This window comes from Paeniglutamicibacter quisquiliarum, assembly GCF_019084045.1.
Lineage (GTDB): Bacteria > Actinomycetota > Actinomycetes > Actinomycetales > Micrococcaceae > Paeniglutamicibacter > Paeniglutamicibacter quisquiliarum.
In genome coordinates this window covers 121,411-135,658 of sequence record NZ_JAHRED010000001.1, presented here as the reverse complement: position 1 = coordinate 135,658, position 14,248 = coordinate 121,411, and the positions used below count along the sequence as shown (strand labels likewise).

Sequence of the window (14,248 nt, the reverse complement as noted above, 5' to 3'; positions counted from 1 at the left end):
CGAGGTTCACACCTGCGCCAGCGACTCGGAACAACCTTCCGCCTATGCAATCTCCAGGCGTTCGTCACCCAATTCAACTTCAATGCGCAAGCGTCCACCGATTGCTTCGACGTATTTGCGCAATGTATCCACTTGCGTTCGCTCAATGTCGCCGTGTTCGATACGAGAAACCCGATTCTGGCTAACCTGCAAAAGAGTCGCAACTTCGCTTTGGGTTAAATCGGCAGCTTCGCGCATTTCCCGAAGCTTAAAAGCACGGATTTCTTCCAACATTCGATGCTTGTGGGCCTCCACAACGGCCCGATCCACGGGGCGTTTTCTTAACAGTTCCTCTAGGTTCTTCGCCATTTTCCTCACCGTCCGTCTTCGTGCTCAAGGTGCCGCGATAATCGTTCATCAGCAATGGGGAGATTCTTCTTGTACCAACCAGCCCAATCCCCGGACTTGTCGCCAGCCACTAAAAAGATAGCCCGACGCCGGGTATCAAATGCAAAGAGCAGTCTCAGCTCCGTCCGTCCTTTCGAGCCCGGTCGCAACTCTTTCATGTTGCCATGTTCCGATCCGACGATGGAGTCAACCAAAGGCCTACCCAAATGTGGCCCTCTCTCGCCCAGCAGTTCAAGGGCAGCAACGACTTGGCCATAGGAAGAATCATCCAGTCCCATGAGCCAGTCTGCGATGAGTTCAGTGTCAATGACCCACTCCATACCCAACGATACAACACAAGGGTTATATAACTCCAGAGGTTTACGCGGAGATGTCCGACAATTAGGCGCGTGACTACGCTGCTCGAACTCTCGTCATAACTTCACTCATTCACTCACTGCAGAATCAATCAAGTGATTGACAGTGAGCGTCATCACAGGGTTTGCTTGAATCGTGGAACCAATCAATTGATTGGCCAAGGCGCACGTTCGACAACGGAGTCCATAGTGAACATCGGCAAGGTCCAGCAGTCCGCCGTCATGCTCTTTGCCCGGCAGGGCTTCGCCGCCACCGGCATCCGCGAGCTGGGAGCGGCCGCGGGCATCAACTCCGCCACGATCTACCACTACACCGGCAGCAAGGAAGAACTGCTGGTGCAGGTCATGCGCGGATGCCTCGACGCCATGATTGCCTCAGGCTCGGCGGCCCTTCGCATTAGCGCAGAGCCAACCGTCCAATTGGCGGCGCTGGTCTCCGCACACGTCGGCTTCACCGCTACCAATCCGCTGACGGCCCGGGTGGCCGAATACGAGATGCGCGCACTGTCGCCCGAGAACCGAAGCGCGATGCAGAAGCTCCGCGACGACTACGAATCGCTTTTCGCCCAGGTCGTCGAGCGCGGAATCCGCGTCGGCGACTTCTCCGCGGACGACGCCACCATGGCGCGCCTGGCCCTGATGGAAATGGGAACCGGCGTGGCCCACTGGTACCGGCCCGACGGACGGCTGACTCTTGCCGAGGTCCAGCGCAACTTCGTGGCCATGGCCTGCAAGATCCTTTCAGCCGACTCGGCGATGCTCTCGGGGATCGATTTCATCCGCCCTCCGATGCATCTGGCCAGCGAACCTCCGGGCGCACCCCTGGCCACAGCCCGCTGACACAGCACCCCCAACGTTTTCCGCTTCGAAAGAGGATCAATGGAAGCCCTGCCCAGCACGATCGACACCGCCAGCCCCGCCTTCTTGGAGAATGCCGCCGAACAGACGCGGCTGGTCGCCGAACTGCGCGAGCGCCTCGCCACGGCCGCCCGCGGCGGATCCGAGAAGACGCGCCAGCGGCACGTGGACCGCGGCAAGCTGCTGCCCCGCGACCGGGTGGATGCACTGCTGGACGAGGGTTCGCCCTTCCTGGAGATTGCCCCGCTGGCCGCCGAGGACATGTACGGCGGCGACTGCCCCGGCGCCGGGCTGATCACCGGCATCGGCATGGTCCACGGCCGGTACGTGATGGTGGTGTGCAACGACGCCACCGTGAAGGGTGGCACCTACTTCCCCATGACCGTGAAGAAGCACCTGCGTGCCCAGGAAATCGCGCTGGAAAACGGGTTGCCCTGCGTGTACCTGGTCGATTCGGGCGGCGCGTTCCTGCCCATGCAGGACGAGGTCTTCCCCGACCGCGACCACTTCGGGCGCATCTTCTACAACCAGGCCAATCTCTCGGCGGCCAAGATCCCGCAGATTGCCGCAGTGCTCGGATCCTGCACGGCGGGAGGTGCCTACGTCCCGGCCATGAGCGACGAGACGGTCATTGTCCGCAACCAGGGAACCATCTTCCTGGGCGGCCCTCCCCTGGTGAAGGCGGCCATCGGCGAAATCGTCACCGCGGAGGAACTCGGCGGCGGAGACCTGCACGCCTCGACCTCCGGGGTGGTCGACCACCTGGCCGAAAACGATGCCCACGCCCTGTCCATCGTTCGCGACATCATCGACACCCTGCCGCCGACCCCCGATCCCGTCTGGGACCTCATCGGCGACGTTGCCGACCCCTGCGAGGATCCCGCCGAGATCTACGGGGCAGTGCCCACCGACGTGAACGCCTCCTACGACGTCCGCGAGGTCATCTCACGGGTTGCCGACGGCAGCGCGTTCCACGAGTTCAAGGCCAACTACGGCACCACGCTGGTCACCGGCTTTGCCCGCATCCACGGCCACAAGGTGGGGATCATCGCCAACAACGGCGTGCTCTTCTCCGAATCCGCGCTCAAGGGCGCCCACTTCATCGAGCTCTGCGACCAACGCGGCGTGCCGCTGGTGTTCCTGCAGAACCTCTCCGGGTTCATGGTGGGCAGGGACTACGAGGCCGGCGGCATCGCCAAGCACGGGGCGAAGATGGTCACCGCCGTGGCGACCGCCAGGGTCCCCAAGCTGACGGTGATCATCGGCGGGTCATTCGGCGCGGGCAACTACTCCATGTGCGGCCGGGCCTACTCCCCGCGCTTCCTGTGGATGTGGCCGGCCGCGCGGATCTCGGTGATGGGCGGGAACCAGGCATCCTCCGTGCTGGCCACCGTCAAGCGGGACGCCCTCGAGGCCGCCGGTTCCACGTGGAGCCCCGAGGACGAGGAGAGCTTCAAGGCCCCGATCAAGGAGCAGTACGAATCCCAGGGCAACCCCTACTACTCCACGGCCCGGCTCTGGGACGACGGGGTCATCGACCCGCTCGACACCCGCCGGGTGCTGGGGATGGCCCTGGATGTCTGCGCCACCCAACCGCTTCCGGAGACTTCCTTCGGCCTTTTCAGGATGTGATGCACCATGACCACCGAACTCTTTGACACCGTGCTGGTGGCCAACCGCGGGGAAATCGCCGTGCGCGTGATCCGCACGCTCAAGCGCCTGGGCATCAGGTCCGTTGCCGTCTACTCGGATGCGGACGCAGGCGCCCGGCACGTGCGCGAGGCCGATATCGCGCTCCGCGTCGGGGCCGCCCCGGCCGCCGAAAGCTACCTCGACATCGCGTCCATCATTGCGGCCTGCAGGGTCTCCGGCGCCCAGGCCGTGCATCCCGGCTACGGCTTCCTCTCCGAGAACGTTGAGTTCGCCCGGGCGTGCAAGGATGCGGGAATCGCGTTCATCGGACCGGGCGTTGACGCGCTGCTGCTGATGGGCGACAAGATCCGGTCCAAGAACCACGTCTCGGCCCACGACGTCCCGGTCACCCCCGGCATTGCCGAGCCCGAGCTCAGCGACGAGGAACTCATCGACGCGGCCGAGTCGATCGGCTTCCCGGTGCTGATCAAGCCCTCGGCTGGCGGCGGGGGCAAGGGCATGGTCGCCGTCGACTCGGCCCAGAAGCTGCCCGCGGCCCTGGCCAGTGCCAGGCGCACCGCGCTGGGTTCCTTCGGCGACGACACGCTCTTCCTCGAGCGACTGGTGCGCGCGCCCCGGCACATCGAGGTGCAGATCCTGGCCGACACCCAGGGCAACACCGTGCACCTGGGCGAGCGCGAGTGCTCCCTGCAGCGCCGGCACCAGAAGGTCATCGAGGAGGCACCCGCCCCGCTGCTGGAGAACCTCGATGACGGCGAGCGCATCCGCGCCGAGATCGGTGCCGCCGCCGTGGCGGCCGCCCGGTCGGTGAACTACGTGGGCGCAGGCACCGTGGAGTTCCTGGTCTCCGACGAGGCGCCCGGCGAGTTCTTCTTCATGGAGATGAACACCCGGCTGCAGGTCGAGCACCCCGTCACGGAGGAGGTGGTCCGCATTGACGGCGAGCGCATCGACCTGGTCGAGGCGCAGGTGCGCATCGCCGCCGGTGAACCGTTGGGCTTCACCCAGGACCAGGTCTCCCTGCACGGCCACGCCATCGAGGCCCGCGTCTATGCGGAGGACCCCGCCCACGATTTCATGCCCTCAACCGGTAGGCTGCTGCGGGTGCTCGAACCGGCAGGCGCCCACGTGCGCGTTGATTCCTCGCTGGACGAGGGCCTGGAGGTCTCGCCGCACTACGATCCGATGCTGGCCAAGGTCATCGCCTGGGGCAGCAACCGGGACACCGCCTTGGCCCGCCTGGACAGGGCCCTGGCCGACACCGTCATCCTGGGCGTGCTGACCAACATCGAATACCTGCGCCTGCTGCTGGCCGATCCCGACGTTCGCACCGGCACCCTGGACACCACGCTGATCGAGCGAAAGATGCCGGACATGGCCTTCCGCTCCGTCGGGGCAACCGAGCTGGTCCTGGCCGCGGCGCTCGAGGTGGGGCGCCACCCGGCCCGCGGCGGCACCTGGCGGGCCGGGGACTCCTGGCGCCTCGGGACACCGGCCGCGCTGGCCACCACCCTCGAGGTGGATGGCAGGATCTTCACGCTGTCCTCCATTCCCACGGACACCGGCCGCACCTTCACCCTCGAGGGTCGGGACTACGGGGTCACCCGGCTTCCGGGAGGATCCGTTGCCGTCAACGGCGTGCGGCAGCCCCTGGCCACAGCGTTCGGCGACGACTCGACACTCTGGCTCAGCCACGACGGCTGGGTAACCTCGCTGCGGATCCTTGACCGGCAGGAACTGCTGCGCCGGGAACTTGCCAATCGGACACATGTGCCCGGCGAGGCCTCCCCGGACGTCCGCTCCCCCATGCCCGGCACCGTCATCGCCGTGGGTGTCAGCGACGGGCAGTGGGTGGAAGCCGGGGAAATCCTGGTGACCATCGAGGCCATGAAGATGGAGCATCCGATGCTCTCCCCCGGATCCGGCACGGTCAGCATCGGCCGCCTGCGCGTGGGAGACCTCGTGAAGGCCAACCAGGTTGTCGCAACCCTTACCTACGACACGGAGGCAGTCCAGTCATGAGCACCTTCACCATGGGCCCGTCCATCCTTTTCTGCCCGGCGGACCGGCCCGACCGCTATGCCAAGGCGCTGGAACGCGCCGATGCGGTGATCCTGGACCTGGAGGATGCCGTCGCGGCTGACCGGCGCGCCGAGGCACGCCGCGCGCTCGTCGGGAACCCGCTGGACCCGCAACGCACCATCGTGCGGGTTAACCCAGTCAATACTCCGGACTTCGCCGAGGACATGGCAGCCATCGGGCAGACCGCGTACCGCACCATCATGCTGGCCAAGACCGAAGGCGCCGCGGACCTCGCCAAGGCCGCGGATTATGCGGTGGTGGCCCTGTGCGAGACGGCCGTGGGCATCATCAACGCCCCGCAGATTGCCGCCGCGCCCAACGTCGTGGCCCTGATGTGGGGCGCCGAGGACCTCGTCGCCTCCCTGGGCGGTTCCTCCTCCCGCAAGGCCTCGGGCACCTACCGGGATGTGGCGCGCCATGCCCGGTCCCAGGTGCTGCTGGCCGCCGGAGCCTACGGCAAGGTGGCCATCGACTCCGTCTACATCGACATTCCCGATCTTGCTGGGTTGCTCGGGGAATCCGTTGACGCTGCGGCCTCGGGCTTCGGGGCCAAGGCCTCGATCCACCCGAGCCAGATGCCCGTCATCCGACAGGCCTTCGCGCCCTCAGCCGAGGAGGTCGAACGGGCCACGCGCATCCTCGCGGCGGCAGAGCAGGCCTCCGGTGTCTTCACCTTCGAGGGGCAGATGGTGGACGAGCCGCTGCTGCGCCATGCGCGGGCCGTACTCGGTAAAACCGGGCGATCTGATCGATAGCGCTCACCCGCGTGGTGTTTGAACGATCCGCGGGCCATCCGAACACGCTGCCGTCTCGGCCTATTCGCTAACCCTTAAGCGAACGAAACCATGGATCAACCGGCACGATGCCCTTGGACCGCCCAACTTCGTCCAGTAGCCGCCCGTAGACCTTGGTCATGCGGGTCGCCACCCGTTGGTCGACCACCTCGACATCCGGATGTTCCAGGGAGAGCCGTCTGAGAATGCCTTCCGCATCCACCAGATCGTGGAGGCCAACGATCAGGATAATGTTCGCGCTTCCAACGACGGAAGCGCAGAAACGTGTTTCCCGCCAATGTCCTATCAACAGCGATGTCCGTTCAGCATGCAACGCCGGTGCCTTCATCAACAGGATCATGTTCAGGGGCAGGTCAAAATCGGGGCGTGCAACATCGCACCTGAAAACAATCTGGTTACCGGCTTGGAGTTGTTCCAACCGACGAGCAACCGCACCGGGCGAAACGCCGAGTTCGCGAGCCAGCTCAGTCGGCGAGCTTCGTCCATCCCTGCCCAACAACAGAAACAGGTCACGGTCTCGCTCAGTCAGGACTGGCGGGGATTCCTGGGATCTTGATTTGCTGTCGCCGTGCAACTGTCTTTCGTCGGAAGCCGAAAGGATGCCCTGACGCCAATCAACGCCGCCGGTCATCTGACGATAGAGGCTGATCCGAATCTGGTTGGCATCAAACAGTTCCGGAAGCCCACCGTGTACGCAACGTAAGACACCGTCCAAGGATGTGGCAATGGTGAGGCAATACAGGTTATAGTCACCGGTCGTGTATCCGACGGTAATGACGTCGGGGTGCCTCCCGAGTGAAGTGGCGATGGCATCCATCTTTTTGCCTTCACACCGGATCTCGATGAAGGAACCATATGACACGGCCGGGTGGAGGGCGACACCTATCCATGCGAGCCGCCGCGATTCAAGACTCTTCCAACGCCGGGCAACCGTGACTTCGGAAACGCCGATGGCGCGTCCCACGGAGGCCCAAGTCGCCCGCGGGGAAATCTGCAAGGCATCAACGATCTCAAGATCCGTCGCGTGCACTTCCAACGAATCCATCCGTCATTCCATTCTTGACATCATGTTGAATTCAACATCGATCGAGCAATCTTGACTAGTTTCCATCGATCTAAGCGTTCATGTGATCAACATCCTACGCTTGGTATCACCTCAGAAAGGGGTGGAACATGTCGACCACGTCAAACCGCGTCAACAACGGCCACTTGGCCTCCGTCAGCGAACAATCCGTCTTTCGAAAAGTCAACCGGCGCCTCTTGCCGATCCTGCTGCTCTGCTACACCTTCGCTTACCTCGACAGGGTAAATATCGGTTTCGCGAAATTGCACATGCAGGAAGACGTTCCCCTCCTGACCGAGGCGGTCTTCGGCATCGGTGCAGGCTTGTTCTTCTTGGCCTACGCCTGCTTGGAGATCCCGAGCAATCTGCTGATGCACAAGGTCGGAGCCCGCCGCACGATCACCAGGATCATGATCCTGTGGGGCCTGACGTCCTCGTCCATGATGTTCGTGCGCGACGAAACCAGCTTCTACATCCTGCGCATCCTGCTCGGAATCTTCGAGGCCGGCTTCGCTCCAGGCATCATCCTCTATTTGACGTACTGGTACCCGGCGCGACGCATGGCAGCAGTCATGGGCATCTACATGCTCGCCGGACCAATAGGCTCCATCCTTGGCTCGGGCGTTTCCGCAGCCATTATTGCTGCCACGGACAATCTCGGCGGCCTCGCCGGTTGGCAATGGATGTTCGTGATCCAGGGTCTCCCCTGCGTTCTACTGGGCTATATCTTCTGGAAGTCAATGGCTGATCGACCTGCCGACGCCCACTGGCTTACCGACCAGGAAAAGTCCGTTGTGGCCAAGGCCATCGATGAGACTGCAGCAGGGCAGACAACACACAAGTTCATCGACGCGCTGCGCGAGCCCAGCGTGTACGTCATGGCCGCCGCATACTTTGGCATTATGTGCGGCATCTACGCCGTCAGCTTCTGGCTGCCGACGATCCTCAAGGACAACGGGGTCCAAAGCACTTTCGTCATCGGAATGCTCACCGCCATCCCCTACATCCTGACGATTCCGGCGATGATCTTGCTGTCACGCAGCTCCGACCGCCACCAGGAACGCAAATGGCATGCAGTGGTTCCTTCACTGGTTGCAGCTGCAGGGCTGACGGTCGCAGCTTTCACCGCGTCGAATTTCGTCCTGTCGTTCGTCGCGCTGTGCATCGCCGTCTGCGCAGTGTGGGGCGCGTACACCGTCTTCTGGGCGGTCCCGTCCCACCACTTCGGCGGCACGGCCGCCGTTGGCGGCATCGCCTTCATCAACACGATCGGCATTCTGGGCGGCTTCGTCGCGCCGACGATCATGGGCTTTGTGCGCGAGGCAACCGGCAGCACCCAAGGTGGCTTGCTGACCATGGTCGGCCTGCTGTTCATGTCCGTCGCGGCCTTGCTTTTCCTGCCCACAGTCCTTCGCAACCGCAAGATTGAGGTCGCTCCGTGAGCCGCGTACTCGTCGCAGGGTTCCTGCATGAAACCAACACCTTTGCCCGGTCAGCTGCGCGTTGGGAGAATTTCGAGAACGGGGAAGGGTTTCCCCGGATGCACCGCGGTCCGGAGGTATTGAACCTCGCCTCGGTCAATATTCCCCTTGGCGGTTTCGTTCTCGAGGCCGATCCCGCGTGGGAGCTGCTTCCGGTCATCTGGTGTGCGGCCTCTCCCTCGGGTCCCGTTGACTCCGCGGCTTTCGAACGCGTCACGACCATGATCACTGAATCCTGCGCGATGCAGAAGCCCGACGCTGTGTACCTGGATCTCCACGGCGCGATGGTCTCCGAGAACCATCCGGACGGGGACGGGGAGATCCTGCGTCGGGTGCGCGAGGTGGTCGGGGCCGAGGTCCCCATCGTTGTGAGCCTGGACCTGCACGCCAACGTCAGCGACTTGATGCTGCACACCGCGGATGCCATGGTTGCTTACAGAACCTACCCGCACATCGACATGGCTGACACCGGCAGGTCCGCCGCGGCCCTGCTGCGGCGGCTCATCGCGGGCGAGAGTCTGGCGATGAGCGTGCGGCACATCGACTTCCTGATCCCGACCATCTCCGGCAGCACCATGTCGGGTCCCGCGCGCACTGCCTATGAAATGCTCGATTCTGTTGCAGGTGCGGACGCAGTGCTGTCGATCGCCATGGCATTCCCCGCTTCGGACGTCGAGGAATGCCAGCCATGCGTCTTTGGCTATGGCGTCGACGAGGAGGAACTGGGCCACGCCGTGGAACAAATCACCGCCACTCTCCGCGACCTTGAACCCGAATTCAGTCTCGAGGCATTCCCCACCGAGCAGGCCCTGGACGAAGCGCTGTGGTCGGTCACAGCAGGCGCAAGTCCAGTCGTCATAGCCGATACGCAGGACAATCCGGGAGCAGGTGGGGACGCGACGACAACGGGCCTGCTGCGTGAATTGCTCAGCAGGGATGCACCGGGCAGCGCATTGGCGGCCATGTGGGACCCGGAGATCGTGCGTGCAGCAATTGCGGCCGGACGGGGGAATTGCGTCACGGTGACATTCCCCGGTTCTGCATCGCCCGGGGACGGGCCGCTCACCGAAACCTTCGAGGTCGCAGAAATCACCGACGGCAAGGTGCATTTCGACGGCCCCATGATGAATGGAAACGATCTGGCTGTCGGTCCGTCTGCGCTGCTACGCAAGGGAAACGTGAGCGTCGTGGTCAACAACCACAAGGCTCAGGTCATGGACCGCAACCAATTCCGGGCGGCGGGCATCCACCCCGAGGAGCAGAACATCCTGGTGGTCAAGAGCTCCGTGCATTTCCGTGGTGACTACACGGAGATGGCAGGTCGCATACTCGTTGCGCTTGCCCCCGGCCCGTTCCCCGCAGATCCCGCTGCCTTGCCCTGGCGAAACCTGCGCCGGGGCGTGAGGCTTGGTGCCCTGGGGCCGGCCTTCGAACCGACCGCATCGCACTAAATCCATGTAGGGCACCAACTCGCCGGTAAGAGGGCGGTGCCCTACATTGGGTACCTAGCAACCCTGCAACCATGGAGAACACCGCCCCGATGAGCCAGAACCACGACCTCGAGCAACTCCTCACCGACCCCGTCGTCGCGGCACTGGCCCGGGCCGAGGAAACCGCCTGGTTCGCAGCCACGCCGACCGCCACCGTTGCGGGGATCGAGGCCTCGGGCATCGACCCGGCGATCATCGAGGACGCCCGGGCACGCTTCGGCCGCTTCGCGCCCTGGTTCGCCGAGCATTTCCCCGACACCCGCGCCACGCACGGCATCCTCGAATCCCCGCTGGTCGGCATCCCCGCCATGCAGGCGGAACTGGGCAGCCGCCTCGGCCGCGAGCTGCCGGGCAAGCTGTGGCTCAAGCGCGACGATTCCCTGCCGGTCAGCGGGTCGATCAAGGCGCGCGGCGGCATCCACGAGGTTCTCGAGGTCGCCGAGCGCATCGCGATCAAGGCGGGGCTGATGTCCCCTACGGACGACGCCCGGGTGCTGGATGCCCCCGAGGTGCGGGAGGTGCTCTCGGCCCACGGCATCGCCGTGGGATCCACCGGCAACCTGGGCCTGTCCATCGGCATTGTCGCCTCCGAGCTCGGGTTCAACACCACCGTGCACATGTCCATGGACGCCCGGACCTGGAAAAAGGAGCTGCTGCGCTCGCGCGGGGTCACCGTCGTGGAGCACGCGGGCAACTTCTCCGACGCCGTGGCTGCCGGGCGCCGCACCGCCGAAGAGGACCCGAGCGTGTGGTTCGTGGACGACGAGGCCTCGCTGAGCCTCTTCGCCGGCTACTCGGTGGCCGGCGCCCGGCTGGCCGGGCAGTTGGCCGCCCTGCAGGTCACCGTCGATGCGCAGCACCCGCTGATAGTCCACCTGCCCTGCGGGGTGGGCGGCGGACCGGGCGGCGTGACGTTCGGGCTCAAGGAGGCCTTCGGCGACGCGGTGCACTGCGTCTTTGCCGAACCGACCCACGCCCCCTGCATGTCCCTGGGTGTGCGCACCGGGCTGCACGATGCCATTTCCGTGGCGGACATCGGGTTGGACGGGCTCACCGCCGCGGACGGACTGGCCGTGGGCCGCCCCTCCCGCCTGGTCGGCGAGCACCTGCAGCAGCTGATCGACGGCTACGTGACGGTGACCGACGAGCGCATGAAGGCGTTCGTCGGCCTGCTGCACGACACCGAGGGCATCGACGTGGAGCCCTCCGCAGCGGCCGGGTTCGCCGGCCCCTGGCGGATGCTTCAGGACCCCGCATACCTAGGGGCCTTTGGCCTTGACGACGCGGCGCTGGCCAACGCCACGCACGTCATCTGGTCGACCGGCGGGTCCATGGTGCCGCCGGCCGAGATGGCCGGCTACGTGGCCGAGGGGCAGGCACTCATCTACGAGGTTCCCTGGCGCTAGGGACCCCTGCCGCAGGTAGATTGGGGTCCATGGAGATCCTCTCAAGCCGGGTGCTGCTGCGGCCCGTGGACCTGCCCGCGACCCAGGGCTTCTACCGCGAGGTGCTGGGCCTGGCGGTGGCCCGCGAGTTCGGGCCCGCCGGACACCGCGGGGTGGTGTTCTTTTTGGGCAACGGCCTGCTTGAGGTCTCGGGCAGCCGCGGGGCGGACACCGCCTCCACCCTGGTGCTGTGGCTACAGGTCCGCGACGTGGTCGCGGAGTTGGGGCGGCTGGCGGACCTCGGCGTCGGGATCGACCGGGAGGCGCGGACCGAGCCGTGGGGACTGATCGAGGGGTGGATCCGCGACCCCGACGGCACCAGGATCGTGCTGGTGCAGGTCCCGGCGGACCACCCGATCCGGCGTGACATCCGCGAACCCTAAGCAACGCCCGCGCCTTAGGGATCGGCCCACCGTTCAGTGGGCGTGTAGGCGTAACCTGCTAATTAGAAGATTAAGGAGCTCACCATGCCTACCTCTGACAACAATTCGAAACGGGTCCGATTCGTCCTTGAGCGACTCTCCACCAGCCCCGATGGGCGCGCCAAAGCAAACGGGCCAAATTCACTCTCGTCCGAGGTCTTCGACCGGATACCGGCATATGGGGCCGAAGCCGAGAAAAAATCCGATGGAAAGACCCGCGCCGAAATCGATCTCATGTGGTCTTCCGTCGACCTGGTGAAGGCCGGTTGGCTCGAGAAGGACGGCACCGGAATGTGGAGCATCACCGACTCGGGCCGGCAAGCCCTCGAGGAACATGAAAGCGCGATGGATCTGGTGGCAGAAGCACGCCACCGCTACAAGGCATGGAGTGCGCTGAAGTCCGAGGAACGACATGAGCAACTTCGCTCAATCATTGTTGCCAAGAGCAAGGACGAAGAGGCCATTCGCAGCGCCGCCCGGCTCTTCGTGGAGCGGGGACTTCAAAGCAGCGACTCTGTCTTCGCCCCGGGCCGCGAGGTTTGGTCGCGGGGCCCGGTCGATGAGCTGCGTTCGGTCTTCGTTGATGCACCGGATCTCGGATCGGGAGACTTCGTTAACAAACTCAAGGGCCAGATGGCCCGTGTTTCGGACGAAGCACGGCTGTTGATGTCCGAGCTCGTCTGCTGGCAGCTCCTTCCGGTGAACCCGGAAACCATAGGTGAGCGCAAGAAAATGGAACGAGTGCATACGCTCCTGGGGTATATGGACCACCCCGTGCAGGTACCTGTGGAAGTTTCCAAGGCTTTCAAATCAGGCAGCTTCAACCCCGGCCCCGCGATGAACCAAAAAATATATGATGCCATGGTTCTCATCATCCGTTTGCTGCACGACTGGTGTGACAAGTCGGAGGACGAAAAACAGACACTCCTCGTAGATCCTTGGGCCTGGCGCGACTTTGTCCAAGGCCTCCCAGGGGATAGCTTCCCCACCCAACGGCATTCGTTGGCTTACCTGGTCCATCCGCACAAGCTGACTTCCATCGTTTCCCCCCGTTATAAGGAAGCCATTCGTTCGGCCTTCATCGGAGAGCTCGGAGAAAGCACAGGGGACATCGACCAAGATCTGTTCGCGATTGTGCTTCAACTGCAGACTAAGTCGGGTGAAGCCGTCGATTTCAGCGAACAACCCTATATCGATGAATGGAAGACGGTCCCCGATAAGGTACCTGCAGCTGACAAAGAATCCGACCAAGAAACAGACGAGACCGGCCCGGCAAGTAACGTCGAAGGTGCCTTGAGCGAAGCACGTCCATTCCCCCACGCGACGCCTGCACTTGCCCAGCGCCTTTTTATGGAGTCCGCGTGGCTCCAGAAGCAACTGGACCTCATCGAGCGTCGTCGGCAGATCATCCTTTTCGGTCCTCCGGGCACGGGCAAGACGTTCGTAGCTTTGACGCTGGCTGCTCATATAGCTGGAGATGACAGATACACGGAAATCGTGCAGTTCCATCCAAGCTACTCTTACGAAGATTTCTTCCAGGGTTACCGCCCCATCACTTCGACCTCAGGCACGTTGACATATGAGCTCACTGACGGGCCGTTGCGTCGAATCGTGGACCAAGCAGTAAAGAATCCCGAATACAATTACGTCTTGGTCATCGACGAAATAAATCGCGGAAATCTTGCCAAGATTTTTGGGGAGCTCTATTTCTTGCTGGAGTACCGCGACAAGCCGATCAAGTTGCAGTACAGCAAGGACGACGAAGACGCCTTCATTCTGCCGAGAAATCTCTTCCTCATCGGCACAATGAACACCAGCGATCGATCCATTGCATTGCTCGACGCAGCCATGCGCCGGCGCTTCTCGTTCGTCGAACTTCACCCAGAGAAGCAACCAGTCAAGTCAGTTCTCCCCCAGTGGTTGAAGCACCACCAGATGGGACCCGAGCCTGCGGCGCTCTTAAACGAGGTTAATCTCAGGATCAACAACCCCGATTTTCAGCTTGGGCCAAGCTATCTCATGCCCAAGAATGCTACGTTCCTGGATGGCCAGCTGGATGAGATATGGGAATATGACATCCTCCCATTGCTCAGCGAACATCATTTCGGCGAAGAAGTCGACATCGAGGAGAGGTACGGGCTAAAGAGCCTCCGTGCGCACTTGAACAACGAATCCACTGATCGATCCGATCACCTGAATACCGTGGACAGTTAAGGA

At 63.4% G+C, this 14,248-nt stretch carries 12 protein-coding genes; 9 read left to right on the top strand and 3 right to left on the bottom strand.

The window, feature by feature from the left end:
* Positions 1 to 42 precede the first annotated feature (42 nt).
* Positions 43 to 348 carry an XRE family transcriptional regulator gene (locus tag KRR55_RS00630; protein WP_217387110.1) on the bottom strand — a complete coding sequence of 102 codons (306 nt, stop codon included), beginning with the start codon at positions 346 to 348 and terminating at the stop codon, positions 43 to 45.
* 5 nt (positions 349 to 353) lie between these two features.
* Complete coding sequence (locus KRR55_RS00625; RefSeq protein ID WP_254455776.1) at positions 354 to 665, bottom strand: type II toxin-antitoxin system RelE/ParE family toxin; 312 nt, start codon at positions 663 to 665, stop codon at positions 354 to 356.
* A gap of 267 nt (positions 666 to 932) precedes the next feature.
* Here KRR55_RS00625 and KRR55_RS00620 point away from each other — a divergent pair, with 267 nt between their 5' ends.
* From KRR55_RS00620 to KRR55_RS00605, 4 genes are read left to right on the top strand one after another with little or no spacing between them, the layout of a single operon-like run.
* Positions 933 to 1,583 (top strand): TetR/AcrR family transcriptional regulator, encoded by a 651-nt coding sequence (locus tag KRR55_RS00620; RefSeq protein WP_217387108.1) that lies wholly within the window; start codon positions 933 to 935, stop codon positions 1,581 to 1,583.
* A 39-nt stretch (positions 1,584 to 1,622) separates the two neighbouring features.
* On the top strand, positions 1,623 to 3,233 hold the full coding sequence (locus tag KRR55_RS00615) for a carboxyl transferase domain-containing protein (protein ID WP_217387107.1): 1,611 nt from the start codon (positions 1,623 to 1,625) through the stop codon (positions 3,231 to 3,233).
* Between the two features lie 6 nt (positions 3,234 to 3,239).
* Positions 3,240 to 5,276, top strand: a complete 2,037-nt coding sequence (locus tag KRR55_RS00610; RefSeq protein ID WP_217387106.1) for an acetyl/propionyl/methylcrotonyl-CoA carboxylase subunit alpha — start codon at positions 3,240 to 3,242, stop codon at positions 5,274 to 5,276.
* Positions 5,273 to 6,091 (top strand): HpcH/HpaI aldolase/citrate lyase family protein, encoded by an 819-nt coding sequence (locus tag KRR55_RS00605; RefSeq protein ID WP_217387105.1) that lies wholly within the window; start codon positions 5,273 to 5,275, stop codon positions 6,089 to 6,091. Before KRR55_RS00610 ends, KRR55_RS00605 begins: the two co-directional genes overlap by 4 nt.
* 67 nt (positions 6,092 to 6,158) lie before the next feature.
* On the opposite strand, the gene KRR55_RS00600 is transcribed toward KRR55_RS00605, so the two are convergent.
* Positions 6,159 to 7,175 (bottom strand): Lrp/AsnC family transcriptional regulator, encoded by a 1,017-nt coding sequence (locus KRR55_RS00600; protein ID WP_217387104.1) that lies wholly within the window; start codon positions 7,173 to 7,175, stop codon positions 6,159 to 6,161.
* Positions 7,176 to 7,303: 128 nt separating this feature from the next.
* Here KRR55_RS00600 and KRR55_RS00595 point away from each other — a divergent pair, with 128 nt between their 5' ends.
* The 5 genes from KRR55_RS00595 to KRR55_RS00575 all read left to right on the top strand — a co-directional run bounded on the left by KRR55_RS00595 (position 7,304) and on the right by KRR55_RS00575 (position 14,245).
* Positions 7,304 to 8,635, top strand: coding sequence for an MFS transporter (locus KRR55_RS00595; protein ID WP_217387103.1), 1,332 nt, complete (start codon positions 7,304 to 7,306; stop codon positions 8,633 to 8,635).
* On the top strand, positions 8,632 to 10,125 hold the full coding sequence (locus KRR55_RS20605; protein ID WP_217387102.1) for a M81 family metallopeptidase: 1,494 nt from the start codon (positions 8,632 to 8,634) through the stop codon (positions 10,123 to 10,125). Before KRR55_RS00595 ends, KRR55_RS20605 begins: the two co-directional genes overlap by 4 nt.
* A 71-nt stretch (positions 10,126 to 10,196) precedes the next feature.
* Positions 10,197 to 11,570 (top strand): D-serine ammonia-lyase, encoded by a 1,374-nt coding sequence (locus KRR55_RS00585; protein ID WP_254455715.1) that lies wholly within the window; start codon positions 10,197 to 10,199, stop codon positions 11,568 to 11,570.
* Positions 11,571 to 11,599: 29 nt separating this feature from the next.
* Positions 11,600 to 11,992, top strand: a complete 393-nt coding sequence (locus KRR55_RS00580) for a VOC family protein (RefSeq protein ID WP_217387101.1) — start codon at positions 11,600 to 11,602, stop codon at positions 11,990 to 11,992.
* 84 nt (positions 11,993 to 12,076) lie between these two features.
* The gene (locus KRR55_RS00575) at positions 12,077 to 14,245 is read left to right on the top strand and encodes an AAA family ATPase (protein WP_217387100.1); all 2,169 of its coding nucleotides are present in this window, start codon (positions 12,077 to 12,079) and stop codon (positions 14,243 to 14,245) included.
* The last annotated feature ends 3 nt before the right edge of the window (positions 14,246 to 14,248 follow it).

Coding starts and splice junctions, on each gene's coding strand:
- KRR55_RS00605 (WP_217387105.1), top strand. CDS start 5,273: ATGAGCACCTTCACCATGGGCCCGTCCATCCTTTTCTGCCCGGCGGAC.
- KRR55_RS00600 (WP_217387104.1), bottom strand. CDS start 7,175: ATGGATTCGTTGGAAGTGCACGCGACGGATCTTGAGATCGTTGATGCC.
- KRR55_RS00595 (WP_217387103.1), top strand. CDS start 7,304: ATGTCGACCACGTCAAACCGCGTCAACAACGGCCACTTGGCCTCCGTC.
- KRR55_RS00630 (WP_217387110.1), bottom strand. CDS start 348: ATGGCGAAGAACCTAGAGGAACTGTTAAGAAAACGCCCCGTGGATCGG.
- KRR55_RS00615 (WP_217387107.1), top strand. CDS start 1,623: ATGGAAGCCCTGCCCAGCACGATCGACACCGCCAGCCCCGCCTTCTTG.
- KRR55_RS00610 (WP_217387106.1), top strand. CDS start 3,240: ATGACCACCGAACTCTTTGACACCGTGCTGGTGGCCAACCGCGGGGAA.
- KRR55_RS00580 (WP_217387101.1), top strand. CDS start 11,600: ATGGAGATCCTCTCAAGCCGGGTGCTGCTGCGGCCCGTGGACCTGCCC.
- KRR55_RS00575 (WP_217387100.1), top strand. CDS start 12,077: ATGCCTACCTCTGACAACAATTCGAAACGGGTCCGATTCGTCCTTGAG.
- KRR55_RS00625 (WP_254455776.1), bottom strand. CDS start 665: ATGGGACTGGATGATTCTTCCTATGGCCAAGTCGTTGCTGCCCTTGAA.
- KRR55_RS00585 (WP_254455715.1), top strand. CDS start 10,197: ATGGAGAACACCGCCCCGATGAGCCAGAACCACGACCTCGAGCAACTC.